Here is a 25,926-nt window from a genome sequence, read left to right as displayed (position 1 = left end):
AACGCATCACAGACTCATCGGCGTCCCGGACGGACACAGGCCGATTTTCCCGCCATCACGGCGGCCAGCGCAGCGGCCCCAACTACTGAACGGAAAATCCATCTGTGCTCGGCCATGGCGGCGCCTTCGTTGGCCTGAGCTTTGAGGAGTGGGGTCACGCGGTGGGGGCGAGGGTGACGTCGTGGCCGAGGGCTTTGAGCTGGCGGACCAGGTCGCGTGTACGGCGGGCGGGGTCGATGAGCCGCTGGTGGTAGTCGGCGCCGAGGTCCGTGTACACGGCGTCCGGGTCGTTGGTCAGGTGCCAGACGATGACGAGGATCGAGCGAGCGACGGCGACCAGAGCCTTGGGTTTGCCTCGGCGTTTGACCAGGCGTTTGTAGCGGGCGCCGAGGAAGCTGTCGCTATGTGAGGCGGCCAGGGCGATCTCTCCGAGGGCTCCCTTGAGCCAGGGGTTGCCCTTGCCGGTGGGGCGGCTGGCGTTGCTGGCGCCGGACTGGACGGTCCGTGGGGTGAGCTTGGCCCAGGCCGCGAGGTGGTCGGCGGTGGGGAACACGCGCATGTCGGGGCCGAGTTCGGCCAGCAGGATCTGGGCGGCGGTCGGTCCGATGCCCGGGATGGCATCCAGCCGCTGCACCAGCGAGGGCCCCAGGCCGGGTTCGCCGTCGGGGCCGGGCAGGCCCTCGATCGCGGCCGTGATCCTCTCGGTCAGCCGGTCGACCTGGGCAGTGAGGTGGTCGACGGTGTCCAGCAGGGTCCGGCACAGGAAGCCGTGGTGGTCCTCGAAGCCGCCGGTGAACGCCTCGATGAGCCGCGGGCGTTTGGCGTTCATCCGCCCCCGGGACAGCTCGGCCAGCGTCCGTGGGTTCCGCTCGCCGGCGATCAGGGCTTCCAGCATCGCCCGGCCGGAGACGCCGAAGATGTCGGTGACCACGGTGCTGAGCTTGATCTGCGCGTCTTCGAGGATCTTCTCGATGCGCTGCTTGTGCCGGGTGCGCTCCTGCAGGAGGACAGTACGGGTGCGGGTCAGGTCGCGCAGCTGCCGCACCGGTTTGGGCGGGACGAACGAGGGCCGGAGCATGCCGCGTTCGGTCAGCTTGGCCAGCCAGACGGCGTCCAGCCGGTCGGTCTTGGGCCGTCCGGGGACGTTCTTCACGTCGCGCGCGTTCACCAGCCAACACTCAAGCCCGCGGGCTTCCAGGAGGACGAAGAACGGCTTCCAGTACGAGCCCGTCGACTCCATCACGACCCGGGTGACGCCCTGGCACACCAGGCGGTCGCCGAGTTCCAGGATCGCATTGGTCGTGGCGGCCACGTTCCACACTTCCTGCACCCGGCGCCCAGGTCGGGACGCGTGCGGCAGGCGCATGCACACCATTCCCGTTGCCTTGGCGACGTCGATCGCCGCGACACGGTCCACTAAATCCTCGGACGTGCTGATCTCTTCCGGTTCTGTCATTGCAGCCCACCTCATCCCGCAGCCGTCGTTCCAGGCGGTGACCGCCCGGGAGCGGGAGGGGAAACGAGAATCTGAACGGCGTGCTCGATGGCAACAGTGCGCAGCCCCTCAAGCCGGCTCCGGCATCAGACTGTCGCGCGGGATCGATCGCCCAAGGACAAATCGACGTCGCGGGCAGCCACCGACCCCATTTTCACGGCTGCAAGGCGTCACGTCAGCGATACGAGGACTGTCGCAGTGCAACTGGCGGATTCTCAACCGTTCTCATCCGTGTCATCGGATTCTCGCTGCGTCGCGCTCATGACGGCCTGCCCGATCCAGACCTTGCAGTAGGGGCGAGGCCAGAGGCCAGGGGGCGCCCTGTGGGCGGGTTCTCCCTTCGCCACTGCCATGCCCAGAGCGCGTTGGCACGGTGGTCGTGCTCGAAGCGGCCGTTGAAGGGACCGACTCGCTCGATGGCTCTGGCAGTACGCGGATCGTCGCGTAGCGCCAGGCCGTGGGCGGCCTCCAGACGGATGACTTGGTTGTCCTCGTCGAGCAGGGTCCACAGGGTGTCGGCGACGGCGGGGCTGTGGTCTGGGGAGGCGGCCAGTTCAACTGCCGCCGCGCCCCGCAGGTCGGCGTCCGGGTCTTCGGCCAAGAGCAGTAGCGTCTGGGTGATCTGTGGGAGGAGGCTGTCGTCTCCTTTGCCGGCTCGGCATGCGTTGATGCTTACCGTGGCGTCCGGGTCACGGGTGAGAGCGAGCAGTGCGGCCCTGGTTGCAGGGCTGAGGGGAGTGTCGTTGCCGGAAAGAGCGGCGGGGACTTCGCGGCGTACGCGGGGATCGAGATGGCCGGCGTAGTGCAGCCCGATGGCCGTTTGGTCGGGGTGTTCGTACTCGGTGAAGGCGTTGAGTACGTTCGCGAGTACCGTGCTGTCGGTCTCTTCAGTCGCCCAGGCGGCCAGCATTTCGCTCTCCTTCGTCGCGCAGGACGAGGCGCAGTCGGTGACTCCCCGCATCCACAGGTAGCGCGCGACGACGCGGCGGTGCGCGGGGTCGGGGTGGTGGCGATGGGCCACCACGGCCGACCAGGTCTCGAAGCCGCGGCGCTGGCAGAGGGTTGAGCAGACCTCCCAGCAGGTCATCTGGTCCTCATGTGGTTGCTCGGCGGCGCGGGAGATCAGTTCGCTCACCGGGGTGAGGATGCGAAAAGCCCACTCCAGCGAGGTCAGGATGGCGCTGTGTCCGGACCGCGTGACGAGGCCGCCCAAGGAGACTTGATCGACCGACTCCCAGACGTACTCGCCGTCCTGGACCGGGGCTGTCACAACGGGGCCCCGCGCCCCGGTCCGGCGCCGCAGTTGTTCGGCCGCGCCCGTCTCATGCCAGCTGCGGGCCAGGGCAAGGAGTTGTTCACGGACAGGTTCCGGCAGCCGCAACCGGGGCTCGTCGCCCAGTACCGCCGAGAAGACCGTCGGGGAGCCGCCGTCAATGGCACGCCACAGCGGGGTGGTCCCGTCGGGCAGCGTCCAGTCAGGGTCGGCACCGCCTTGCACCAATGCCTCGGCGACTGGAGCGTCGTACGCTGCCACAGCCGAGCACAGCACCGGCAGCCCGTCGCTGTCTGCTGTGTTGGGGTCCGCGCCCCCTTCCAACAGGGCCCGCACCGCCTCGGCATCCCCCGCCCGTACCGCCGACACGAGACGGCCATCGAGTCCGCTCTTGCCCATGTTCCCCCCCAGCCGCTGACGTCACCAGCTCGGCAATCACGACGCGCAGCCCACAGTCAAGCTCGCGCCGCCTGCGCGGGATCAGCCCCTGCCTACGAACCCAGCCCCGCCACCCGCCTGCTGCAGACCAGGGCATCCCCCCACTTCCGCGAAGGCCAACTCGACTGAGAACTGGGCGGGCTAGATTCCCACTCTAACTGGCAGCCCAGCAGGTCAGGGCCCTGTCACCTGCCACCTGAAACGCGACGGGACACTTCGGCGTTTGCTTCGTCCGTGCAGGTTGATCCCACTTCGAGGGTTCGTTCCCACTGCACCTGTCAGGATCGATTTAGGCGTGTACATGGGCGCTGTGGGGCGTCTGTTCGTTCTCGGCGCATTTGATGGTTACCCGCTACATCTGCCCGGCCTCAAGCGCCGCTTCGCCGCCAGGATCGGCGTCCAGCGCATCGAGCACTGCGTCGCCGTTCGCCCTCGCCCACTCGGTCAGCATGTGGATCGGGTCGATCAGCGTCGCCCCGAGCGGGGTGAGCTCGTATTCGACGCGGGGCGGCACCTCGGCGTAGGCGTGGCGGCGGATGAGTCCGTGCGCCTCAAGCCGTCGAAGCGTCTGAGTGAGCATCTTGCGGGAGATGCCGCCGATCAGCTTGATGAGCTCGCCATGGCGTACCGGGCCCTTACTGAGGCCGTAGAGCACGACCACGGTCCACTTGTCGGCGATGAGCTCGACCGCCAGACGCGCCGGACAGTCGGAGAGAAAGGGATCGCCGGGACCGAAACCGCTCATGGCGCCAAAGGTACCTGCTGGTTCCCATCGGAAACCTAGCCTGGATTCTCTCCCCCCTCCCAAACCAGGAGAGTCATGCGAATCATCACCCAGCAGACGCTCGGCGGTCCTGAGGTGCTCACCATCGTGGACGTGCCCGAGCCTCAGCCCCTCCCGACCGAGGTTCTCGTCCGCGTCAAGGCGATCGGGCTGAACCCGCTGGAGGCGCGCCTGCGCGCCGGCGAGTTCCCGCTGATCGGCCGACCGCCGTTCGTCCTCGGCTGGGACATCAGCGGCGTGGTCGAACAGGCGCCGGGGACGTGGCGGTTCAGGCCCGGCGACGAGGTGTTCGGGATGCCGCTGTTCCCCCGGGCGGCGAGCGCGTACGCCGAGGTCGTGTCGGCGCCGGCGTTGCACCTGGCACGCAAGCCGACGTCGCTCTCACATGTCGAGGCGTCGGCGCTGCCGGTCGCCGGGCTGACGGCGTGGCAGGGCCTCGTCGACCTCGGCGGCGTGAGTGAGGGCGACCGCGTCCTGGTCCACGGCGGTGGTGGCGGGGTCGGCCACGTCGCGATCCAGATCGCGAAAGCTCTCGGCGCGTACGTGATCGCGACCGCCAGCGGGGGCAAGCGGAAGTTCGTCGAGGGGTTCGGTGCCGACGAGGTGATCGACTACACGGCGGTCGACTTCACCAAGGCGGTCCGCGACATCGACGTCGTGCTCGACACGATCGGCGGCGACACCGTCGAGCGGTCGCTCGAAGTGCTCCGCCCAGGCGGTCACCTGGTAACGGCAGTCGCCGAGGAGGATTCGGAGCTCGCCACCAAGTACGAGGTGGCCGGCATGCACTTCAGCGGCATCGCGGTCGACCCCGATCCGGTCGCCCTGCGAGGCCTCGTCGAACTCGTCGAACAGGGCAGGCTCCGGGTCCACGTGCAGGATACGTTCCCCTTCGAGCGCGTCGCCGACGCGCACCGGCTCCTCGACAGCGGTCACCTCCAGGGCAAGCTCGTCCTCACCGTCTGATCCCGTCGAGGGGCCTCGCGTGAGCGAGGCCCCACTGATGAACGGCTGGTAACTCGCGCCTGTGACGACCCGGCAAAGGGCACACCTGCCGCTACCGCGAACGCGACTTCCGCGAATGCCAGGTCGTTCGAGAACTCCGGGCTTCCGCTTCTCAAACAACCTGGCATCCCAGCAGGTCAACTGCCTTCGGTGTTCTTCGGGACGATAGGTAGGTCGAGGGCCGGGCAGAGATCGCGGGCCCGCAGCGGGGTCGCTGCAGCAGCGAAGGCGGCGAGGATCTGCCGGTAGGCCGGGTGGTCTGGCACGTCGGGCACCGACGGTTCGTCGGCGGTTCCGGTGCGGGGGTGGAGAGGAGGGTCTTGCGGGTGATTCGCAAGTTCTCGCTCTCCGCGTCGAGTTCACCCACCGCGTGGTGAGTTCCTCGATGCGGGAGCGGATCCCTCCGGCCTGCTCGCCGAGTTCGGCCTCCCGGACCTCGACGTACTCCAGGATGGCCCTGATCTGCGGGTTGTCGCTCACGCTGTCCTCCAGGAGGCAAGGGTGGCGCCGGTGAGCCGACGGGCCATGACGGAGGTCATCGCCCAGGACACGCGACGCGACGTTGCGGGCCGGTGTTCTTTAGGCGGGCTGCGGGGCGGGCGTTGCCGGAGCGGCCGCGACCTTGCGGGGCTCCCGCATTATCAGCAGGCCGTTGACCACCATCAGTGTCGCGGTCAGGCCGTGGACGCCGAGTGCGGTGGCCACGGAACCGTGGTGAGCCAGCACGGTGGTCATGTCGCCGTACGCGGCGAGGGCCTCCACCAGCAGCACCCAGCCCAGCGCCCGGCGGTGGCCCGTCACCAGCAGGATGCCCAGGACCAGGGCCAGGACGACGTCGCGGATTCCCTTGATGATCAGGAAGCCGCCACCGTCGCCGGATGGCCAGCTCGGCAGGCCGAAGCCCGGCGCCATCGTCTCCGGGCTCAGGATGAACTCCGACCCGAACCAGAGGATGAAGAGGATGAAGGCGGCGGCCAGGACGGTGTTGATCTTCTTCAGCGACATGTCCTTCTCCTTGCGGGTCTTCGTCGGCTTGGTGAGCTTCGTGGAGCTTGCCGAGTCGTGTGGGGCCCGATCAGACCCCAAGGACGCGGCTGGTCGAGGGGCGTGGTTTGTCGGGATCGCCGTTGTGGAATCTGAGCGGCAGCTGTACTCCCGGATGTCGGGATTTCCGTGGCCCGCTGCCGCCCGGGGGGGGCGGGGATCGTGCGCCACCGGGCGCGGTGTCGACCCGCGGGCTCAGGCGAGTGCGGCGACGAGCAGGGCGAAGGCGGCGATGATGACGGCGACGCGGAAGTAGTGGAAGCGGTCCCAGCGGTTCATCTGCTCCTTCCAGTCCTCGGGCCGATTCTCGGGGGTCCACGTCTTGTTCCGGTTGTTGATCGGGACGAGCAGCAGGATCGACATGATCACGCTGAGCATCAGCAGCGCGCCGGCGGTGACGACGAGGCCGGTGCCGGGGTGGCGCCATCCGGCGACGGCCCAGACCGCGACGAGGGCGAGCGAACCGATGTACCAGACCGGCATCACGGCGCCGAGCATCCGGCCCCCGTGGGCGCGGCCGAGTTGGCCACTGTCCTCCGGGAGGGCGTTGAAGATCCGGTTCATGACGAAGGCGACGGAGAACTCCACCCCCACCATCACGCCGACGACCACGGTGGTAATGACCTCGAGTGCGTTGAGCATGATGACCCTCCCAGAATCTAGCGTTGCTAGGCAGTGAGGCAAAGCTAGTACTGCTGCCGCTCGATTGTCTAGCGATGCTAGGATCGAATCATGTCGGTACAGGAACGCAAGCAGCGCGAACGGGCGGAGCGCGAGCGCCTCATCGTGGCGACGGCCCGCGAACTCGCCGAGCAGCAGGGCTGGGACGCGGTCACCACCCGCCGGCTCGCCGAGCGCATCGAGTACAGCCAGCCAGTCCTCTACAGCCACTTCCGCGGCAAACGCGAGATCATCGGCGCCGTCGCCCTGGAGGGCGCCGCCGAGATGGCCTCCGCGGTACGGGCCGCGACCGCCGCCGCGGACGGCCCGCGCGCCCGGGTGAACGCCCTCGCGCGCGCCTACCTCGACTTCGCCGAACGCCATCCGGCGGTCTACGACGCCCTGTTCCAGCTCGACGGCGGTCTCGCATACGCCCAGGAGGACACCCCGGAACCTCTCAAGGACGCCTTCGCCGCCCTACTGGAAAGCCTGGGCGAGGTCGCCGGGGACGGCGTCGACCCGGGACTGTTCACCGAGGTGTTCTGGGCGTCCCTGCACGGCTTTGCGACCCTGACCCGGGCGGGACGGCTGCTGCCGGAGGATGCCGCTCAGAGGGTGGAGCTCCTCGCGGACCGGCTCGCCATGGCCTGACACACCGTCCCGGCAGGCAAGCCGCGATGCTCATTGAGCACGGCCTGATACGCACCCTAACGCCGCGTCATTCGCCGGTGCCCTCGTCGTCCTGGTCGAGGTGGACGGTCGCAGGGTCACGCAGCGGGCGCAGGCCCACGCGTGGCGGGCGGGCGGCGAAGCTGTAGCGGCCCGGGCAGACGAGCCGTCCGCTACCTCCCCCAGGCAGACATCACACACGGCCACCAGGTCGTCGGGTCATGCGCGGCCCCATTCTGTGTTGCTGCCGGGACCCTACCCAGCTGCGACCCCGCCGGCACGACCTTCCCGTGGGACGCGGATACCGCCGCCCCGAGCGGTGCGGCGGCTATCGGTCGGCAGATGTCGGGGTGCGCTGGTCCCGGAGGTGCTGGGTGAAGTGCACGGCGGCGGACAGCTGTTCGGCGGCTGTGCGTGCCCGCTGGTAGTGGCAGCCCCGGGCTGGGGGGAGGTGGTGGCACGGTGGGCTTCATGGCATCTCCGTTCCGTGTGAGCCCCGCGGGCAGCGGGGAGCGGCCGAGGAACGGGACATCTCGGGGAGGATGCCGGCAGCCGCGGCCTTACGTCTCTCGATGCCGGACCCGAACCACTGGCCTACCGTGCGGTGGCCTCGCGTTCGAGGCGGGCCATGGTTTCAGCGAAGGCACGCCTGTCGGCGAAGTAGTAGCGCGCGCGAGACCACGGCCAGCCGAAGAACTGGCGCTGCACCGGCATTGTGAGGACCAGCAGGTGCCGCAGCTTGGTGGCCTCCTCCCGCTCGGACAGCACCACCATCCGGGCGTTCGCGGCGTAGGCAGTGGCGAACACGATGAGGCGGCGCAGAGGCCACCTCCCGGCGTACGTCGCGACGTTGTCGACCATCCAGCGGGTGGCATCGTCGATCTGCTGGAGCCACCGTGCCCGTTCGGCTGCCAGGCGCCCGCGCATGACGGGTGTCCACTCCGGACCATCGTCGGCCACAGGCGGCACATTGAGCAGCCGGGTGCACGCCCAGACGACCATCGTCATGTGCGTGCTGAAGGAGTCTCGGGCGGAATGGATTTCGCCAAGCCTCTTCTTACGGGCGTCCATCCGCGGCGTGACGATGAGGCCGGTCGCAGTGGTGGCCGCCACTGCGGTGATCGCCGCCACCAGGATCGTCCAGGCAGTGTTGGGCATGAGCCATGCTCCCGCACCTGCGGCCTACTGGTGGCCGAAACCATCCACACGGACGCCTCGGGGGGCCTCCCGGCTACCGGCAGCATGGAAACCCCCCTTGCGCGGCCCCGGCCGCTGGTCGGCAGAGCTCGACCACAGGAACGGCCGTATCGGAGATCGGCAACGGGGAGAACCCTCGCTGTGCGCTTTCCGATTTGCACGGTCTGAGACACTTGATCACATGTTCGGTGCCCCACACGACAATCCGTCCAGGTCCATGCGGTTCGCCGCCTGGCTCTTCCCCGTCGGTCTCGACGGTCATCAACGGGAGTCCTGGGGACAGTGGGCGAATTGGCGGATGCTTCTGCCTCTCCTCGCCGGGCCCTTCGTGTTCGCTGGCGCGTTCACCAACCCAGGGCTGTCGTGGGTGATACGAGCTGCCCTGGCTGTGGGCGGTGCAGCCCTGTCCACGCTGCTGGTCTGCTCGATCGTCGGATATCGGCAAATCATGGCCGCGGCCCGGCACCGCGGTCTACAGTCCTGAAGCTCAGCGAGACGCTCCGACGCGCCTTCTCACCGCTCGTCGTCGATGTGCTCGAAACCGTTGAGCATCGGGTCGAGTTCGCCGGCCGCCCCACACAGGGAGCACAGCCTCGTGTTGGGCTTCTGCGCGTTGTCGAGGGCTTGGTCGAGGGTGAGGACGGGGCGCGGACGGATCCCGAGCAGGGCTCGAAACTGGTCCGCTGGGCGGCCGTTGAGGCCATCCGGCACGCCCCTCACAACACCCCGATGAGTGCCCACCGGGAGCGGATCGAGGCCCGCCGCGGCGCCGCGGCGCGCAACATCGCCAAGGTTGCCGCGGCCCGCAAGCTGCTCACACCTTGCTCCGGGCCGACTTTTCAGGGATGCCAGGGTGCCCACTCCAGGCGATCATCCTCACCCCTGGGCCTCCGCCACCGAGATCAACGTCCTCACCCGTCAATAAACCCGCCATAACAGCACCGCAGCCCGCCGCCTCAAATGAGGGGGCGAGCTGCTGCGGAGTTGACTCAAGACCCAGATGGCGGCGCCCACGTGCGGGGCGAACTGCTCGAGCGCGCGGTGGCATCAAGCCACTCGTAAGCAGTCACCGGCCGGTGGATTCAGTCTCAAAGCTGACCACGAATTACACACAACCTCTCTACATATTGTCTCCGGTGCTCTAAGTTGTCCCTGCTTCAGCTGCTCGGGTACGAGACGACCGTTAATGATCTATAGGTCCAGCTACAGACAGTCAGAAACTCTTGGAGTCCGACAGGGAGCCTTTGGCGCGGGGAGCGCCCGAGGCCTCGATGGGTTCCGCCAGGGTGGGTTGTTCAAGTAGCACCGAAATGGCTGGGATGTCATTCGAGGGCGGGGGCCTGTCGAGGGAGAGAGTGCGGGGAGGCGGGGGCCTCCCGGGGGGGAGGAACAGTGTTGGGCGAACACGTCGAACCACTGGTGACCTGGGGGGTCCTGTGCGGCAGGGCGAATTAGTCAGCCCGCTTACGTCGGAGCGAAGACGTCCGGCGAACGGGGCAATCAGCCAGCCCGCTATCGACTGGGAGCAGCGGTATCGCCGTACTGTGATCACCAGCGATACCGTGGCAACCGCCATCGTGGTGGCGGCGATCGGCAGCTTCTTCGGGGTCCGGGACGCGGCCAACTGGCACGAGAAGTGGGGAATTCTCGCCTTCGGCACCGAGCTGCTGGTGCTGGCAGCGCTTGCGGTGAGCCGGGCGTGGGCTCCGGCCGTGCTCGGCCAGGGTGCCGAGGAATTCCGCCGGCTCGGACGCTCATTGTTCACGGCGGTCGTCGTATTGGCGCTCGGCGGGATCGCCCTCACCTCGCGCAACATCAAGCTCTGGATCTTCGTCGCGATCCCCGCAATCGCGCTCATCACCATGATCGAGCGGTATCTGCTGCGCCTCTGGCTGCACAAACAGCGTAAGGAAGGGCGATGCTTGCGCCCCGTGCTCGCTGCCGGTAGCCCCGCCACCGTGCGCGACTTGATCACCCGAACCCGCAAGTTCCCGCACCTCGGGTGGCGGGTGGACGCGGTGTGCACGACGGACGGTCTCGGGCTCGACGGTGACCAACTGGACGGAGTGCCGGTCGTCGGCCGACTGACGGACGTCGCCGACCATGTCCGCCGCGACGGCTACCGTGTCGTCGCGGTCACACCGCACGCGCACTGGTCACCGGACCGGCTGCAGCGGCTGGCCTGGAACCTCGAAGGCAGCGACGCCGAAATGGTCGTGGCCCCCGTGCTGATGGAGGTGGCCGGCCCGCGGCTGCACGTCGACGCGGTGCTCGGAATCCCGCTGCTGCGGGTCACCATGCCGGCCTTCACCGGGGGCCGCCGTGCGGTCAAAGAGATCGTCGATCGGATGGGCGCGGCGATTCTGCTGCTGCTGTTCGCGCCGCTGATGGTGCTCGTCGGGCTGCTCGTGCTGGTCGACAGCCGAGGTGGGGCGGTCTACCGCCAGCGCAGGGTCGGCAAGGACGGCCGCGAGTTCACCATTCTCAAGTTCCGCACCATGGTCGCCGGGGCTGACCGGGCACGTGCCGAACTGGCCGACCGCAACGAGGGCGCCGGTCTGCTGTTCAAGCTCCGCCGGGATCCGCGGGTGACCCGAGTGGGAGCAGTGCTGCGCCGGTACTCGATCGACGAGCTCCCGCAGCTCTTCAACGTGCTCACCGGATCGATGTCGCTCGTCGGTCCGCGGCCTCCGTTACCGGAGGAGTCCGCTGCGTACGGCCCGGACATCCGGCGGCGGCTCCTTGTCAAGCCCGGGCTCACCGGCCTGTGGCAGATCAGCGGACGCAGCGACCTGCCGTGGGAGGAGGCGGTCCGCCTCGACCTGCGGTACGTGGAGGACTGGTCGCTCGCCCTGGACACAGTGATCTTGTGGAAGACGCTGCGTGCGGTGCTCTACGGCCAGGGGGCGTATTGATGCGCGGGGGTCGTCGTCCGGCCGGCGCGCGAACCGCAGGCCAAGAGGGCCTGCCTGGGGGGAGGTACGGGTAATGAGAGTCAGCGTTTTCGGGCTCGGCTACGTGGGCTGCGTGTCGGCCGCGTGCCTAGCCGGCATGGGACACGAGGTCATCGGAGTGGACGTGAACCAGGTGAAGGTCGACCTGGTCAACGACGGCAGGGCCCCGGTGGTCGAGGAGCGGATCGGCGAGCTCATCGCCGATGTCGTACGGGCCGGAGCGTTACGCGCTACCGGCGACGTCCGCGAAGCGATCATGGGCAGTGAGGTGTCGCTGGTCTGCGTGGGCACGCCGTCGGAGCCCAACGGCAGCCTGTGCACCACCTACCTGGAGCGGGTCACCGAGCAGATCGGTGCCGCGGTGGCCGAGCGGGGCGGGCAGCAGACCGTCGTGTTCCGCAGCACCATGCTCCCGGGCACCTGCCTGAACCTGCTGGTACCGATCCTGGAGAAGTACGTCGGCGGCACGGCCGGGGTGGACTTCGGGGTCGCGGTCAATCCGGAGTTCCTGCGCGAGGGCACGAGCGTGCGGGACTTCTTCGACCCGCCCAAGACCGTTATCGGAGAGCTCGACCCGGCAAGCGGCGACGTGGTGGCGGCGCTGTACGACGACTTGCCGGGCGAGGTGTTCCGGGTGCCCGTCCCGACGGCTGAGGCGATCAAATACGCGGACAACGCGTTCCACGGCCTCAAGATCGGCTTCGCGAACGAGCTGGGCGCGGTGTGCCAGGCGCTCGGGGTGGACTCACACCAGGTGATGGACGTGTTCCTGGCCGACCGCAAGCTGAACATCAGCCCCGCCTACCTGCGGCCCGGCTTCGCCTTCGGCGGCTCCTGCCTGCCCAAGGACCTACGCAGCCTGGTCCACGCGGCGCAGCGGGCCGACGTCTCGGTGCCCATCCTCGCCCACGTGCTGCCCTCCAACTCCGAACATCTGCAGCGCGCGGTCGAGTTGGTCGAGCGCACCGGCAAGCGCCGAGTGGGCCTGTTCGGGTTGTCCTTCAAACCCGGCACCGACGACCTCCGCGAGAGCCCGCTCGTCGAGCTGGCGGAGAGGCTCTTCGGCAAGGGTTACGACCTGCGGATCTACGACCCCAACGTGAACCTCTCCCGGCTGCTCGGCGCGAACCGCGAATACATCGAGACCCGGCTGCCGCACCTCGCGCAGTTGCTCGCCGCGTCCGTCGGCGAGGTGCTCGAACACGCCGAGGTGTGCCTGGTCGGGAGCAGGGATCCAGCCGTCCTTTCGGCGCTCCCCCATGGCGACGGCCCGGTGATCGTCGATCTCATCCACCTTCCCGACGCCGAGGCGCGCCGGGCCGAACCGGGGTACATGGGCCTTGCTTGGTGACACATCGTTCGGTGAGAAAGGCTGGGTCGGGCACGGCCGGCGCGCACTGATCCTCGTGGAGAACCTGTCGGTGCCATTCGACCGGCGGGTGTGGCAGGAGTGCACGACGCTGCGCGACGCGGGCTGGACAGTGCACGTCATCTGTCCCCGGGGGACGACGCGGGACACGGAGCCGGAGGCAGAGATCGACGGGGTGCGGATCCATCGCTACCCGTTGCGCGCGGCCACCGGAGGGCCGGCCGGCTACCTGCGGGAGTACGGATCGGCGTTGTGGCACACGGCCCGGTTGGCCCGCAAGGTCGGCCCGGTCGACGTGGTCCACGCCTGCAACCCACCCGACCTGCTGTTCCTGCCGGCGCTGCGGCTGAAGCGGCGCGGCGCGCGGTTCGTCTTCGACCAGCACGACCTGGTACCCGAGCTGTACCTCTCCCGGTTCGACCGCGGCCAGGATCTGCTCTACCGCGCCGTGTGCGCACTGGAACGGCTGACCTACCGGGCCGCGGACATCGTGCTCGCCACGAACGAGAGCTACCGGGACGTCGCGGTACGCCGTGGCGGTCGGCGGCCGGAGGACGTCTTCGTGGTGCGCAGCGCGCCGCAGATCGACCGTTTCCAACCGGTGCCGCCTGAACCGGAGTTGAAGCGCGGCAAGCCACATCTGCTGTGCTACCTCGGCGTCATGGGCCCTCAGGACGGCGTCGACTACGCTTTGCGGGCCCTTGCGAAGATGCGCGACGAGCTGGAACGGACCGACTGGCACGCCGTGTTCGTCGGCGCCGGTGACGCCTTCGACGCGATGGTGGAGCTGTCCCAGCGACTCGGGCTCTCCGAGCAGGTGCAGTTCACCGGGCGCATTCCGGACGCCGATCTGGTGCGCTACCTGTCCACCGCCGACGTGTGCCTCTCCCCCGACCCGCGCAATCCGCTCAACGACGTGTCGACCATGAACAAGGTCCTGGAGTACATGGCGATGGGGCGGCCGATCGTGTCTTTCGACCTCCGGGAGGCGCGCGTCTCCGCCGGTGACGCCGCCGTCTACGCGCCCGCCAACGACGAGGCGGAGTTCGCCGAGCTCATCGCGCTGCTCCTTGACGATCCGGAGAAGCGGGCCCGGATGGGCAAGATCGGCCAGGATCGGATCAGCGGGCAGTTGTCCTGGCGGAACTCGCAAGCGTCGCTGCTCGCCGCCTACGCCGCTGCCTGCCGTGACCGCGCTCCGGTCCGACGGGCGGCCGGCTACGGACGGGGTGGAGGCCGCGCCGTTGAGCGATGACCCGATACGCCTGGTCACGATCGGGCGGATTCTCCGTCGGCGCTGGCGGCTTCTCGCCATCCTCACCGTGGTGGGCGCGCTCGTCGGCTACGGCACCTCGATGCTGTTTCCGCCGCGGTACACGGCGTCGGCATCGGTACTGCTCCCGGGGCAGTGGGAGGAGCGCGCGCTGCTGACGCAGGCGGAGATCGCAACGAGTTCGGCGGTGGTCGACCGCGCGGCCGCCGCGCTCGGCTGGAAGGGCGTCAGCGTCGGCGAGCTGCAGGATCGAGTGAGCGCCAAGGCCTCTGACGGAAACATCATCAAGATCTCGGGCACGGCCGACACCCCGGAGCGCGCACAGCGGCTCTGCGACCAGTTGGCCCAGCAATTCGTCACGTTCGCCGCGCGGATCGCGGGCGACGGCGCCAACCCCGACACGGCTACGGGGCCGGACGCACTGCGGCAGCAGGTGGCGGACGCCAACCGCCGCATCACCGACCTGGCCAACGCCGCCAATCCCGGGCAGACCGTGGAGAGCGTGCAGGCCCGCACCGAACTCGAGAAGCTGCGCACCACGCTGCAGGAAGCCATGAAGAAACTGGACCAGACCGACCCGGCGGCCAACAAGGCCGGCATGGTCGTCATGGGACCGGCGGCCCGGCCGACCGGCGAGGCGCCGCCGACGAGAATGCAGCTCGTCGTCGCCGGGGCGCTGCTGTTCCTCCTGCTCGCGGTCATCGGCCATCTCGGCGCCGCACGGGTGAATCGCCGACTGCGCACCGAACCGGAGATCGCCGCGGCACTGGACTCGGTGCTGCTCGGCACCGTCGACGTACCTGATGAACGGCCCGCACCCCGGCAGAAGGGCGTGCGCCCGCGGGCCTGGCTCCGCCGGCTGATGGGCACCGACACCCGGTGGGACATACCGACCCCGCGGATGTCCGGCGACGAGGCCGGCCGGCGGATCCGCTACCAGCGGGTATGCGCTCGCCTCCGGGACCAACTCCCCGCTCCCCGGCGGCTGTTGGTTGTCGTACTGGACGGAGACGAAATCGCCCGCCGGGCCGCCGGGCAGCTCGCCGCGGAGGCCAGGAGCGGTCCGCTGCTGCGGGTGGTGGAGGTTTCGGTGTCCCGGCCGATGGTGCCGGACCGCGACTCCGAGTCCGGTGCCCTGGTCGTGCTCAGCCCGGGCAGCTGGACCGCGGAGCAGCTCGCCGCCGTCGCCGAGGCGTGTGCGGACGCAGGACATGAGGTCGTCGGCGTCGTCACCGCCGGCGCGGTCCGAGCCCGTACGAAGCGACCTGTCGGCCATCCTCCGGACAAGGCCGCTCCGGCCCTCGCGGTGCGCGGCCACGAGAACGGGGGGTCTGTGTGACGCCGAGCAAGACTCCGGAGTCGTCGGCCGCCGCTCCGCTGCTTGACCTCCAGGCACTGGTGGTGGCGGTGCGCAGGCGCCGCCGCCTCTGGTGCTCCATGGCTCTGCTCGGGCTGCTGGTCGGCGCGGCGATAGCGGTGCTGCTGCCGCCGCCTCCGTCCGCGGTGGCCAAGGTGCTGGTCGCGCATCAGGCGGACCAGCCGAACGACCCCGGAACGCTGATCCGCACCGACGTCGCACTGCTGGGGACCACGCGGATCGCCGACAAGGCCCTACAGACTCTCAAGTCTCCTGAAAAACCGGAGGACTTCATACGGGACTACCGGGGTACCGGCTTGACCAACAACCTGCTGCAGATCGATGTGACAGGTGCCAGCGACGCGGAAGCGGTGGCTCGGGCCGAGGCGCTGGCCGATGCGTTCGTCGCGGACCATGTGAGCCGGATGCAGCAGGCTGCGGCGGCCGAGGCCAAGGCCCTGCTCGACCAGCGTGACCGCATTCAGGACGACCTCGCCCAGGTCAACAAGGCGATCGGGGATCGATCGCCGGGGAGCGACCCGAAAGCGTCGGCGAGCATCGAGTCGCTCTTCGCCCGCCGGGCCGAACTCACCTCACGGATCACCGATTTCGACCAGCGCGCCGCAGACGCGCGCACCGGCACGCCCAAACTCGTCGCCGGCACCCAGATCGTGGACGGCCCGCGCGCGGTGGCGCACTCCCTACCCAAGGCCGCCGGCACCGACGCCGCGATCGGGCTCGTCCTCGGACTCGTCCTCGGACTCGCGGTGGCCGCGATCGGCGCCGTGGTGGCGGACCGCCCCGTGCTGCGCCGGGAGATCGCGGCGAACCTGGGCGCCTCGGTCATCGCGGAGCTGCGCCACGCGGCTTTGGGGTCGGGCAGGCTGTGGCGGCGCAGACGGACCCCGGCGGCACGCGAACGGCTCACCGCAAACCTGGCCCGCACCGTGCGCGACTCCTTGGAACCGGTGTCGCTGCTCGAACTGGGTTGTGCGCGCAGCGCGAGCGTGATCGCCCTGGACCTTGCCGAGGCGCTGGCACCGGACGGGCCAGTGGTGATCATCGATGGTCTGCCCGGCCTGCCGCTCGCCCACCTCCGCCAAAAGCCAGGAGGCCCGGCCGTGGTCACCGGCGGGCGTGCCGCGGCTGTGTCACGTGAGGAGTACCGGTTCGGAGTGGGCTCGGTCGCGCCGGGCGCTGCGTGGACCGACCTCCCGTACCTCGGTACCCAGACCGTACTCGTCGTGCGTGCGGGGCACGCCGACGCCGCATGGCTGCACACTGTGGCGCGACAGCTCGCGGACCTGAGGATTCCGGTGATCGGTGTGGTGCTGATCGACCCCGATCCGCGGGACCGGACCGACGGCACGCTGTGGGACGGGCTGCACACCGCGCTGCGCGGCCACAACGAGCGGCTGGCACGGCAGAATGCGACGGACCGCCGGCGGACGGAGCGTCCGCCGATGCTGGCCTCACGCGTCCCGGACAACGACCAGGAGGCCCGGTAGGAGATGTGTGGCATCGCAGGGACTTACCGATGGGCGGACGGGAAGGCCGTGACCGACCGTCTCACCGACACTCTCGCCCACCGCGGTCCGGACGGGGCGGGCCGATACAGCCACCCCGCCGGTGACGCAGAAGTGCACCTCGGGCACCGCCGGCTGGCCATCATCGACCTGTCCGAGACCGGCGCCCAGCCGATGGTCTCGGGGGGACTCGCCCTGACGTACAACGGCGAGCTGTACAACGCGCCCGAGCTGCGTGCCGAACTGGCGGCCGCCGGGGTGCGCTTCCGCGGAACCTCCGACACCGAGGTGCTCCTTGAGGCCTGGCGGCGCTGGGGCACGGACTGCCTGCCCCGGCTGCGCGGCATGTTCGCATTCGGGATCTTCGACGAGCGAACCGGTGAACTAGTCCTGGCCCGTGACCAGTTGGGCATCAAGCCACTGTTCCTGCTCCGGCGCGGTGCGGGCCTGATGTTCGCCTCCGAGCTCAAGGCTCTCGCCACCGCCACCGGCGGGACACTGCAGGTGGACGAAGCGGCGCTGGTGGCCTCGCTGCTGTACTACTGGGTGCCGGAATCACGGTGCGCGTACCGCGAGGCGGAGAAGCTGCCGCCGGGAAGCTGGCTAAGGTGCCGGCCCGACGGCCGGGTGGAGCGCGGCCGGTACTGGAACCTGAAGGACGTCGCCGCCGAGGGCCGGGAGCGGGCCCGCAGCGGCGAACAGCCGGACCTGGCCGCCATCGTCGAGGAGTCGACCCGGCAGCACCTGCTCTCCGACGTACCCGTGGCGACCTTCCTCTCCGGCGGTCTCGACTCCAGCTACCTGACCGCCCTTGCTGCCCGCCACCAGCCCGGGATCTCCGCCTACACCATCGGATTCCGCGCCGAGGACGCCAAGTTCGAGGCGATGCCGGACGACCTGCGCCATGCCCGGCGGGTGGCCGAGCGGTTCGGCGTCGACCTGCATGAGATCGAGATCGCTCCGAACGTGCTCGACCTGCTGCCGCGGATGACGTACCACCTGGACGAGCCGATCGGCGACCCCGCAGCGATCAACACCTTCCTGATCTGCTCGGCCGCCCGGGAGGCCGGGGTCAAGGTGATGCTCTCGGGAATGGGAGCCGACGAGCTGTTCGCCGGGTACCGCAAGCACCTGGCCAACCTGCTCGCGCTGCGCTACCAGCGCATCCCGAGCCCCCTGCGGCGGGGCCTGTCCCGGGCCGTGGACAGGCTGCCGGTCGCCACGTCCCGCCGCGGGTACCGGTCAGTGCGCTTCGCGAAGCGGTTCCTCTCCTTCGCAGATCTGCCGGAGGAGACCGCGTTCCGGCGCAGCTACACCATGTACGACGAGCACGAGCTGCTCGCCCTGGTCGATCCTGACTTGGCCGGGACGGTCGAGGACGTGCTGACCGAACACGCGGACATCTACCAGGACAACGACCTCGACGACTTCGTCAACCGCATGTGCCTGGGAGACGCCCGGATGTTCCTGCCGGGCCTGAACCTCGCCTATACGGACCGCTCCAGCATGGCCGCGTCGACCGAGGTGCGGGTGCCGTACGTGGACGTCGAGGTGGTCAGGGCGGCGTTCGCCGTGCCCGGCCATCGCAAGATCGTCGGACGGCAGGGCAAGGCCGCCCTCAAGGAGGCGGCCACCTCGATCCTTCCCCGGGAGATCGTGTACCGGCCCAAAGGCCTGTTCAGTGCCCCGCTGCGCGCCTGGATGAGCCGGGATCTGGCACCGCTGGTGCGCGAGGTGGTGAACGACGGCGTGCTCGTCAACTCCGGGCTCCTGCGCCGCGACGCGCTGGCGCGCATGGTCGCCGAGGACGCCGCCGGACAGCGGGACTTCTCCAAGCAACTTTGGCACGTGCTGACCCTCGAGTACTGGTACCGCGACGCGACCTCTGGGTCCGGCCAGAGCACTCGGTTATCGGCTTAGGAATACAGAGGAGTTCGGGTGAAACAGGTCGTGCAGAACTACAAGAGCGGCGAGCTGGCGGTGCTCGACGTGCCGGTACCGGGGTGCAAGCCGGGCGGTGTCCTTGTCCGGACCGCCTACTCGTTGATATCCACCGGGACCGAGCTCATGAAGGTGTCCGAAGCCGGCATGTCGATGCTGGGCAAGGCCCGCTCCCGGCCGGACCAGGTTGCCAAGGTCATGCAGAGCGTGGCCACCAACGGGGTGCCCGCCACCTACCGCAAGGTGATGGGCAAGCTGGACTCGTACACACCGCTGGGCTACTCGCTGTGCGGGGTGATCGAGCAGGTCGGCACCGGGATCGACGACGTGAAGGTCGGCGACCTGGTGGCCTGCGCCGGAAATGAACACGCGTTGCACGCCGAGCTGAACTGGGTGCCGAAGAACCTCTACGCCCGGGTCCCGGACGGCCTCGCGCCGCGGCACGCGGCTTTCGGCACCGTCGGGTCGATCGCGCTGCAGGGCGTCCGCCAAGGCGAGCCGCAGCTTGGCGAGGTGGCGCTGGTCATCGGCCTCGGACTGATCGGGCAGCTGGTGCTGCAACTCCTCTCCGCCTCGGGAGTCCGCGTCGTCGGGGTCGACCCCGACCCGGTGCGCTGCGAGCTCGCCGAGCGCCTGGGCGCCGCGGCCTGCGGCGACCCCGCGTCCGCGGCGGTGGAGGCCGCCGTCGCCGAACTCACCGGCGGTCACGGCGTGGACCAGGTGTACCTGGCCGCCGGCGGCGGCAGCAACCAGCCCGTCGAGCTGGCCGCCCGGCTCTGCCGGGACCGCGGCCGGGTCGTCGACATCGGCAAGTGCCGCCTGGACCTGCCGTGGAACGCGTACTACGAGAAGGAGCTCGACGTCCGGTTCTCGCGCTCGTACGGCCCCGGGCGCTACGACCCGGCGTACGAGCTCGACGGGCGGGACTACCCGATCGGCTACGTCCGCTGGACGGAACGCCGCAATCTGGCGTGCTTCCTCGATCTCCTCGCTCGCGGCAGCGTCGACGTGGAGCCCTTGGTCTCCCACATCGCCGACTTCGACGACGCCGTCGAGACATACCAGCGCCTGCAGGACGGTGGCCTCAAGGCCGTGGCGGTGCTGTTCCGGTACCCCGAACACAAGGGGGAAGCGGCGGCCCCGGCGGTGGCAGTGCCAGCGGTGCGACGCAGCGGCGGCGTTTCCACCCCGGTCCGGGCCGCCAAGGCTCCGGTGCGGCTCGCGTTCGTCGGCGCCGGAAACTATGCGACGTCGATGCTGCTGCCGCACCTGGCACAGCGCGACGGCGTCGAGTTGTCGACAGTGGTCACCACGACGGCGCTGTCCGCGGCCAACGCCCAGCGGAAGTTCGGCTTCGCCGAGGCGACCACCGATCTCGACGCCGTTCTCGGCGACACGTCCGTCGACGCTGTGTTCGTGGTCACCCGGCACAGCTCGCACGCCGAACTGACCCGCAGGGCGCTCCTTGCCGGCAAGTCGGTGTTTGTGGAGAAGCCCCTGGCCCTCACCGAGGACGAGCTGACCGGCGTACTCGCGGCAGTGGAGGAATCCGGCAACGACCGGCTGCAGGTGGGCTTCAACCGCCGCTTCGCGCCGCTGCTGCAAGAGGCCAGGAAGCGGTTCGGCACCCGGACCGGTCCGGCGAGCCTGCGCTACCTGGTCAACGCGGGCCGTCTGCAGCACGGCAGTTGGTACCTCCGGCAGGGCACCGAGGGCTCGCGGTTCGTCGGCGAGGGAGGGCACTTCATCGACACGGCGAGCTGTCTGCTCGGAGCCGATCCGGTCTCGGTGTACGCGGTCGCCACGCCCGGCAACGAGGATCTTCAGGTCGTGCTGCGCTACCCGGACGGGTCCACCGCCACCATCAGCTACGTCACCACCGGTCCGTCCGGTTTCCCCAAAGAAACCCTGGACCTCGTCGCGGACGGCAGGGTGCTGCGGCTCGACGACTTCGTCCGCACCTCGGTCCATGGCCCCAAGAAGTGGGTCAGCTCGCGGCTGCCCCAGGCCCGGGACAAGGGCCAGAACGCCCAACTGGCCGCGTTCATCAAGGCCGTGCGGACCGGCGGGCCGATGCCGGTGCCGCTGGAGTCGCTGGTCGCCACCACGTCGGCCACCCTCGCCGTGCAAGCCGGCCTGGTCGGCGGCGCGCCGGTGAAGTTGGTGAGGGCTCGATGACCATGAGCACCGGCTGGTACCTGCGACGCCTTTCCCGGATGGAGCCGCGGGAGGTCGGCGGCCGGGTGGGCGACGCGGTGCGCAGGCGGCGGTGGCGGTCGTCGGTGCCCGACTGCCCGCGCGTGACCGGCGCCCGGTTCACCGCGGTACTGCCCGCCGGGACACTCACCGCCATACCTCCGGACGCCGCGAAACGTCTCGTCGCCGAGGCGGACCGGCTGATGTACGGGCACGCCGAGTACTTCGGCGTGGTCCGCGACGACCTGGCCGACCCGGACTGGTGGCGCGACCCGAAGACCGGCCGCCGGGCTCCGTCCGGTTACGCCTTCGACGTGCCGTACCGCAGCGAAGACGCGGTCGGGGACATCAAGCAGATCTGGGAGCTGTCCCGGCATCAGTACCTCACCGTGCTCGCCGCCGCCTACGCGGTCACCGGGGACGAGCGGTACGCCGAGCGCGTGGCCGGGCACCTGCGATCGTGGTGGGCGGCCAACCCACCGCTGCGCGGAGTGCACTGGATCAGCGGCATCGAGCTGGGCATCCGGCTGCTTTCCTGGGTGTGGATCCGCCGCCTGCTCGACGGCTGGCCGGGCGCGGCCGGCCTTTTCGAGGGCAACCCGGTGGCGGTGAATCAGATCTGGCACCACCAGCGCTGGCTGGCCGCCTTCCCCAGCCGGGGGTCCTCGGCGAACAACCACGTCATCGCCGAGACCGCAGGACAGTTCGCAGCGGCCTGCGCGTTCGGATGGTTCCCCTCCTCGGCGCGTTGGCGCTTCGGCGCGCTGCGGTCACTGGAGCGGCACCTGCGCGGCAACACCTTCGCCTCCGGCCTCAACCGCGAGCTGGCCACCGAATATCACGGACTCGTGCTGGAGCTCGGTCTGGCCGCGGTGGCCGAAGCGGATGCCGCCGGCGTGCCGGTCCCCGAGTCCGTCCGCCTGGTGCTGCTGCGGATGACCGACGCACTCGCGGCCGTCGTGGACGGCCGGTTCCGGCCACCGCGCCAGGGGGACGCGGACGACGGGCACGGTCTGGTCGTGGACGGCACGGGCACCGACCGCTGGGGCTCGCTCCTGGCCACCGGGGACGCCGTGTTCGGCCGTCTCGCCTGGTGGCCGGAGGTGGCCGGCACCGATGTACGCACCCCGCTCCTTGCCGCGCTCATCCGCCCGTACCCCAAAAATGGGACCGCACCGTCCGTCGCCCGCTCGGCAAGCCGACCGGCCCATTTCGCCGACGCGGGCATGACCATCCTGCGCGGTCCGGGAGAGATCTGGTGCCGCTGCGACGGCGGTCCGCACGGCTTCCTGTCCATCGCCGCGCATGCCCACGCGGACGCGCTGTCCGTGGAGGTCCGGTACGACGGGGTCGACGTGCTCGCCGACCCGGGGACGTTCTGCTACCACGGGCAGCCCGAGTGGCGGCAATACTTCCGGTCGACCCTCAGCCACAACACCCTGCAACTGGACGGCGGTGACCAGTCCGTCTCCGGCGGCCCGTTCCTGTGGACCCGGCAGGCCCGCAGCCGCGTTCTGGTCGCGGACACATCCGGCGAGCAGGTGGTCCGCTGGTGTGCCGAGCACGACGGCTACCAGCCCTCCGTGCACCGCCGTCAGGTGGAGCTGACTGCCGCGAGTCAGGAGTTGCGGGTGGTCGACGAGGTGCGCGGCCCGCGCCGGGCGGTGCAGCTGGCGTTCCACCTCGGCCCGGCGATCGGCGCGGACCTGGTGGGGAACCGGGCGGCTCGACCTGCCCGGGCAGTTGTGCTGGCGGGCGCACCGCGGCGAGACGGACCCGCCGCTGGGCTGGTACTCCCCCGGCTTCGGGCGCAAGGAACCCACCACCACGCTGGTCGGCACCGGCTTCACCGACGGCGCGGACGGGTTCACCACCGTACTCAGGTTCCGCGGCTAGGGGGGCGCGTGGGGATCAGAAGGCGGCACTGGGCGTTGACGGCGGCACCGCTGGCGCTGGCCCTGCTGGCGGCGACCGGCTGTACGAGTACGTCGGACGCCCCGGCGGAGCCGTCCGGTACACCATCCGCGTCCGGCGCTCCCTCCACGTCCGTGGCCCGGGTGTGCGCCAAGCCTGCGGCCGGGCCGGCGGACGCGCCGGCCGGAGCGGTGACGGTCGACCCCGCGGTGGTCGGTGACCTGGCCGCGAAGACCAAGAGCAGCCCCCCGAACACCACGTTCTGGCTCCGCCCGGGCAAGCACGCGCTCGAACCGGACCGCTACGCCCAGGTCATCCCCAAGGAGGGGGACAGCTACCTCGGCGCGCCGGGCGCGGTGCTCGACGGCCGGAAGACCAACCAGTACGCGTTCGGCGGCGCCGCCCGCAACGTCACCATCGGCTACCTGACCGTCCAGGGATTCGTCGCGCCGCAGGACGAGGGCGTGGTCAACCACGAATCGGCCGACGGGTGGGTGATCGAGCACGCGACGATCCAGAACAACTCCGGCGCCGGACTGATGGCCGGTGCCAGCCAGCAGGTCCGCGCCAGTTGCCTGCGCGGCAACGGCCAGTACGGCATGAACGCGTACAAGGCCGGTGCCCCCCTCACCGGCCTGGTGGTCGAGGGCAACGAGATCGCGGCCAACAACACCGACGACTGGGAGCGGCGGAAGCCGGGCTGCGGCTGCACCGGAGGCGTCAAGTTCTGGGCCGTCAACGGCGCCGACGTACGCGGCAATTGGGTGCACGACAACCACGGAACCGGGTTGTGGGCGGACACCAACAACAACGACTTCCGCATCGAGAACAACGTGATCGAGGCCAACGACGGTGCCGCGCTGATCTACGAGACCAGTTACAACGCGGTCGTCCGGAACAACACGATGCTGCGGAACAACTGGGTCGAGGGCCGCAAGTACGCCAACCGCGGCGACACCTTCCCTTATCCGGCCGTCTACGTGTCGGAGTCCGGCGGCGAGCCTCGGATCAAAGCCCGCACGGACAAGATCGAGATCTCCCGGAACGTGCTGGAGAACAACTGGTCCGGGATCACCCTGTGGGAGAACGCCGACCGGTTCTGCAACAGCCCGGCCAACACCTCGTCCGGCGACTGCACGCTCTTGGTGCCGAAGTCCGACCGGTGTGCGAAGCCCGCGATCGCCGCCGCGCCGCTGTACACCGACTGCCGGTGGAAGACCCAGCGGGTGGACATCCACGACAACCGCTTCGTGCTGGACCCGTCCGTCGTCAAGTGCACGGAGAAGTGCGACCGCATGGCAGTGCTGGCCAACTACGGCACCTACCCCGACTGGTCGCCGTACCAGGGCGAACGGGTGGCTGAGGCAGTCACCCTCAAGCAGAACAACCGCTGGCACGACAACGTCTACGTCGGACCGTGGAAATTCGTCGCCCACGACCCGAGCCGGGTGCTCGACTTCGGGCAGTGGCAGGCCACGCCGTACCAGCAGGACACGGGCAGCACCCTCACCTCGCGGGCCGGTGGTTGAGATGGGCGGGAACCTGATGCCCGGTGGGCTGCCGGGCGGACCGGACACGGCGGGCGCACGGCTCGGCGCCGAACCGCGCCCGGTCGGCACACCGAGGACCGTAGGCGTCGTCTGGGGGTTGCTGGTCCTCAACACGCTCGGCTCCGCCGGGGCGCGGACCATCATCCCGCTGCCCCGCTCCCTCATCCAGTTGGTCACCATGGGCTCACTGGTCGGCGCGTTCGCTCTGGCGCTCGCCCTCAATCTCCGGCTGCGTATCCAAGCCAGCGCCTTCTTGTTCCTGCTGACCCTGCTGCTGGTGCCGAGCGTGATCTCCAGTGCGCACCTGGAGTCCGGGTTCGGCGCGCTGTTCCGGTGCACCCGGCTTGCCCTCTTCGTCGGCACGCTGTGGCTGCTCAGCCGCTGGTGGGACGGCGGCCCGACGTTCGTCCGGCACCACATCCGGATGTACTTCGCAGTGCTCGCGTCGGTGGCCGCCGGCCTGGTCGTCTCACCGGGCGCGGCCATGCCCGACCTCTACGGCGGGCGCCTTGTCGGCGCGTTGTGGCCGCTCACTCCGCCGCAGATCGGACAGTACGCCGCGGTGATCACCGGGCTCGCCGTGCTGCTCCTACTGGGCCGTCGGACCGACAGGGCCAGTGCGGCGGTGGTCATCGTGCCGTCATTGGTCCTGCTCGCGTTGACCCATACCCGGACGGCCACGCTCGGCTTGCTCATCGGGCTGGCGTTGGCGATCGGCTCGCTCGTCCTGAGCAGCGCCGCAGCCCGCCGGTTCTTCACCTGGACGGTGCTGTGCGCCACCGTGGCCGCGGTGGGGTTCAGCTCCGCACTTCAGGCGTGGTTCCTGCGCGGACAGAGCAAGGAGAACTTCTCGAACCTCACCGGCCGGGAAAAAGTCTGGGACGCCCTGCTGGCAGCCCCCCGGACGACCTCGGAGCAGCTGTTCGGCGTGGGCCTGGGCGACAAGTCGTTCGGCGGGCTGCCGATCGACAACAGCTGGCTGGCCGTCTACAACGAGCAGGGTCTGACCGGCATCGGGTTGGTCGCGGCGATCATCATCGTCCTTGCCGGCGTCGCGTTGCTGCGGCCACCCTCGCTGTCGAGGGCCTGTGCGATCTTCCTGATCAGTTACTGCGCGATCGCGTCGTACACCGAAGCCGGACTCGGCGACGCCTCCCCCTATCTGCTGCATCTGGCCGTGGCCGCCTCTCTCCTCGCGGCACCCGCCGCGACCGCTCCCCCATCGACGCCCACAGTCCCTCGGCGGCATCTCCCGCGCTGGGCCAAGGATCGGAGGTGACC

The 25,926-nt window shown here is 69.6% G+C and carries 18 protein-coding genes and 2 pseudogenes; 12 read left to right on the top strand and 8 right to left on the bottom strand.

Annotated features, from left to right (window positions below):
* Positions 1-154 precede the first annotated feature (154 nt).
* The 3 genes from ADK54_RS02730 to ADK54_RS02720 all read right to left on the bottom strand — a co-directional run bounded on the left by ADK54_RS02730 (position 155) and on the right by ADK54_RS02720 (position 3,951).
* Positions 155-1,456: an IS110 family transposase gene (locus ADK54_RS02730; protein WP_053723862.1), complete on the bottom strand. Its 1,302-nt coding sequence runs from the start codon at positions 1,454-1,456 to the stop codon at positions 155-157.
* A gap of 298 nt (positions 1,457-1,754) precedes the next feature.
* Complete coding sequence (locus ADK54_RS02725; protein WP_053723861.1) at positions 1,755-3,167, bottom strand: HEAT repeat domain-containing protein; 1,413 nt, start codon at positions 3,165-3,167, stop codon at positions 1,755-1,757.
* Between the two features lie 391 nt (positions 3,168-3,558).
* Positions 3,559-3,951 (bottom strand): winged helix-turn-helix transcriptional regulator, encoded by a 393-nt coding sequence (locus ADK54_RS02720; RefSeq protein WP_053723860.1) that lies wholly within the window; start codon positions 3,949-3,951, stop codon positions 3,559-3,561.
* A 75-nt stretch (positions 3,952-4,026) separates the two neighbouring features.
* Between ADK54_RS02720 and ADK54_RS02715 the strand changes: the two genes are divergently transcribed.
* Positions 4,027-4,956: an NADP-dependent oxidoreductase gene (locus ADK54_RS02715; RefSeq protein ID WP_053723859.1), complete on the top strand. Its 930-nt coding sequence runs from the start codon at positions 4,027-4,029 to the stop codon at positions 4,954-4,956.
* Between the two features lie 176 nt (positions 4,957-5,132).
* Here the strand turns inward: ADK54_RS02715 and ADK54_RS45575 are convergent, their stop codons facing one another.
* The 3 genes from ADK54_RS45575 to ADK54_RS02705 all read right to left on the bottom strand — a co-directional run bounded on the left by ADK54_RS45575 (position 5,133) and on the right by ADK54_RS02705 (position 6,681).
* Complete coding sequence (locus tag ADK54_RS45575) at positions 5,133-5,270, bottom strand: hypothetical protein (protein WP_159047601.1); 138 nt, start codon at positions 5,268-5,270, stop codon at positions 5,133-5,135.
* Positions 5,271-5,574: 304 nt separating this feature from the next.
* Positions 5,575-6,000 carry a DUF4267 domain-containing protein gene (locus ADK54_RS02710; RefSeq protein ID WP_053723858.1) on the bottom strand — a complete coding sequence of 142 codons (426 nt, stop codon included), beginning with the start codon at positions 5,998-6,000 and terminating at the stop codon, positions 5,575-5,577.
* A 234-nt stretch (positions 6,001-6,234) separates the two neighbouring features.
* Positions 6,235-6,681 carry a DUF1772 domain-containing protein gene (locus ADK54_RS02705; protein ID WP_053723857.1) on the bottom strand — a complete coding sequence of 149 codons (447 nt, stop codon included), beginning with the start codon at positions 6,679-6,681 and terminating at the stop codon, positions 6,235-6,237.
* Between the two features lie 90 nt (positions 6,682-6,771).
* Between ADK54_RS02705 and ADK54_RS02700 the strand changes: the two genes are divergently transcribed.
* On the top strand, positions 6,772-7,350 hold the full coding sequence (locus tag ADK54_RS02700; protein WP_053723856.1) for a TetR/AcrR family transcriptional regulator: 579 nt from the start codon (positions 6,772-6,774) through the stop codon (positions 7,348-7,350).
* A gap of 612 nt (positions 7,351-7,962) precedes the next feature.
* Here the strand turns inward: ADK54_RS02700 and ADK54_RS02695 are convergent.
* Positions 7,963-8,526, bottom strand: coding sequence for a hypothetical protein (locus tag ADK54_RS02695; protein ID WP_053723855.1), 564 nt, complete (start codon positions 8,524-8,526; stop codon positions 7,963-7,965).
* A 552-nt stretch (positions 8,527-9,078) separates the two neighbouring features.
* Positions 9,079-9,276 (bottom strand): hypothetical protein, encoded by a 198-nt coding sequence (locus tag ADK54_RS02690; protein ID WP_053723854.1) that lies wholly within the window; start codon positions 9,274-9,276, stop codon positions 9,079-9,081.
* A 725-nt stretch (positions 9,277-10,001) separates the two neighbouring features.
* Between ADK54_RS02690 and ADK54_RS02685 the strand changes: the two genes are divergently transcribed.
* From ADK54_RS02685 to ADK54_RS02640, 10 genes and pseudogenes are all read left to right on the top strand, one after another.
* Positions 10,002-11,480 carry a sugar transferase gene (locus tag ADK54_RS02685; protein WP_053723853.1) on the top strand — a complete coding sequence of 493 codons (1,479 nt, stop codon included), beginning with the start codon at positions 10,002-10,004 and terminating at the stop codon, positions 11,478-11,480.
* A 73-nt stretch (positions 11,481-11,553) separates the two neighbouring features.
* Positions 11,554-12,870 (top strand): nucleotide sugar dehydrogenase, encoded by a 1,317-nt coding sequence (locus ADK54_RS02680; protein WP_053723852.1) that lies wholly within the window; start codon positions 11,554-11,556, stop codon positions 12,868-12,870.
* A pseudogene (locus tag ADK54_RS02675) lies at positions 12,860-14,136 on the top strand (glycosyltransferase family 4 protein). Before ADK54_RS02680 ends, ADK54_RS02675 begins: the two are co-directional and overlap by 11 nt.
* Positions 14,133-15,500, top strand: coding sequence for a Wzz/FepE/Etk N-terminal domain-containing protein (locus ADK54_RS02670; protein WP_053723865.1), 1,368 nt, complete (start codon positions 14,133-14,135; stop codon positions 15,498-15,500). The pseudogene ADK54_RS02675 and the gene ADK54_RS02670 overlap by 4 nt, the downstream one beginning before the upstream one ends.
* Entirely contained in the window at positions 15,497-17,026 is a 1,530-nt protein-coding gene (locus tag ADK54_RS02665) for a Wzz/FepE/Etk N-terminal domain-containing protein (protein WP_053723850.1), read from the top strand. The genes ADK54_RS02670 and ADK54_RS02665 overlap by 4 nt, the downstream gene beginning before the upstream one ends.
* A gap of 3 nt (positions 17,027-17,029) precedes the next feature.
* Positions 17,030-18,964, top strand: a complete 1,935-nt coding sequence (gene asnB, locus ADK54_RS02660) for an asparagine synthase (glutamine-hydrolyzing) (protein WP_053723849.1) — start codon at positions 17,030-17,032, stop codon at positions 18,962-18,964.
* Positions 18,965-18,982: 18 nt separating this feature from the next.
* Positions 18,983-21,163 carry a bi-domain-containing oxidoreductase gene (locus ADK54_RS02655; RefSeq protein WP_053723848.1) on the top strand — a complete coding sequence of 727 codons (2,181 nt, stop codon included), beginning with the start codon at positions 18,983-18,985 and terminating at the stop codon, positions 21,161-21,163.
* Positions 21,160-23,077 (top strand): annotated as a pseudogene (locus tag ADK54_RS02650) (alginate lyase family protein). Before ADK54_RS02655 ends, ADK54_RS02650 begins: the two are co-directional and overlap by 4 nt.
* An 8-nt stretch (positions 23,078-23,085) precedes the next feature.
* Positions 23,086-24,624 (top strand): right-handed parallel beta-helix repeat-containing protein, encoded by a 1,539-nt coding sequence (locus ADK54_RS02645; RefSeq protein ID WP_078966081.1) that lies wholly within the window; start codon positions 23,086-23,088, stop codon positions 24,622-24,624.
* Between the two features lies 1 nt (position 24,625).
* Entirely contained in the window at positions 24,626-25,924 is a 1,299-nt protein-coding gene (locus tag ADK54_RS02640) for a hypothetical protein (protein ID WP_053723846.1), read from the top strand.
* The last annotated feature ends 2 nt before the right edge of the window (positions 25,925-25,926 follow it).

Source organism: Streptomyces sp. WM6378 (assembly GCF_001279695.1).
Taxonomy (GTDB): domain Bacteria; phylum Actinomycetota; class Actinomycetes; order Streptomycetales; family Streptomycetaceae; genus Streptomyces.
The sequence above is the reverse complement of the archived record's forward strand: the minus strand, read 5'-3'. Positions and strand labels throughout refer to the sequence as shown.

What these genes read in the sequence shown, in the direction of transcription:
- ADK54_RS02720 (WP_053723860.1), bottom strand. Translation starts at nt 3,951, where the DNA reads ATGAGCGGTTTCGGTCCCGGCGATCCCTTTCTCTCCGACTGTCCGGCG.
- ADK54_RS02640 (WP_053723846.1), top strand. Translation starts at nt 24,626, where the DNA reads ATGGGCGGGAACCTGATGCCCGGTGGGCTGCCGGGCGGACCGGACACG.
- ADK54_RS02695 (WP_053723855.1), bottom strand. Translation starts at nt 8,526, where the DNA reads ATGCCCAACACTGCCTGGACGATCCTGGTGGCGGCGATCACCGCAGTG.
- ADK54_RS02710 (WP_053723858.1), bottom strand. Translation starts at nt 6,000, where the DNA reads ATGTCGCTGAAGAAGATCAACACCGTCCTGGCCGCCGCCTTCATCCTC.
- ADK54_RS02725 (WP_053723861.1), bottom strand. Translation starts at nt 3,167, where the DNA reads ATGGGCAAGAGCGGACTCGATGGCCGTCTCGTGTCGGCGGTACGGGCG.
- asnB (WP_053723849.1), top strand. Translation starts at nt 17,030, where the DNA reads ATGTGTGGCATCGCAGGGACTTACCGATGGGCGGACGGGAAGGCCGTG.
- ADK54_RS02730 (WP_053723862.1), bottom strand. Translation starts at nt 1,456, where the DNA reads ATGACAGAACCGGAAGAGATCAGCACGTCCGAGGATTTAGTGGACCGT.
- ADK54_RS02680 (WP_053723852.1), top strand. Translation starts at nt 11,554, where the DNA reads ATGAGAGTCAGCGTTTTCGGGCTCGGCTACGTGGGCTGCGTGTCGGCC.
- ADK54_RS02705 (WP_053723857.1), bottom strand. Translation starts at nt 6,681, where the DNA reads ATGCTCAACGCACTCGAGGTCATTACCACCGTGGTCGTCGGCGTGATG.
- ADK54_RS02700 (WP_053723856.1), top strand. Translation starts at nt 6,772, where the DNA reads ATGTCGGTACAGGAACGCAAGCAGCGCGAACGGGCGGAGCGCGAGCGC.
- ADK54_RS02715 (WP_053723859.1), top strand. Translation starts at nt 4,027, where the DNA reads ATGCGAATCATCACCCAGCAGACGCTCGGCGGTCCTGAGGTGCTCACC.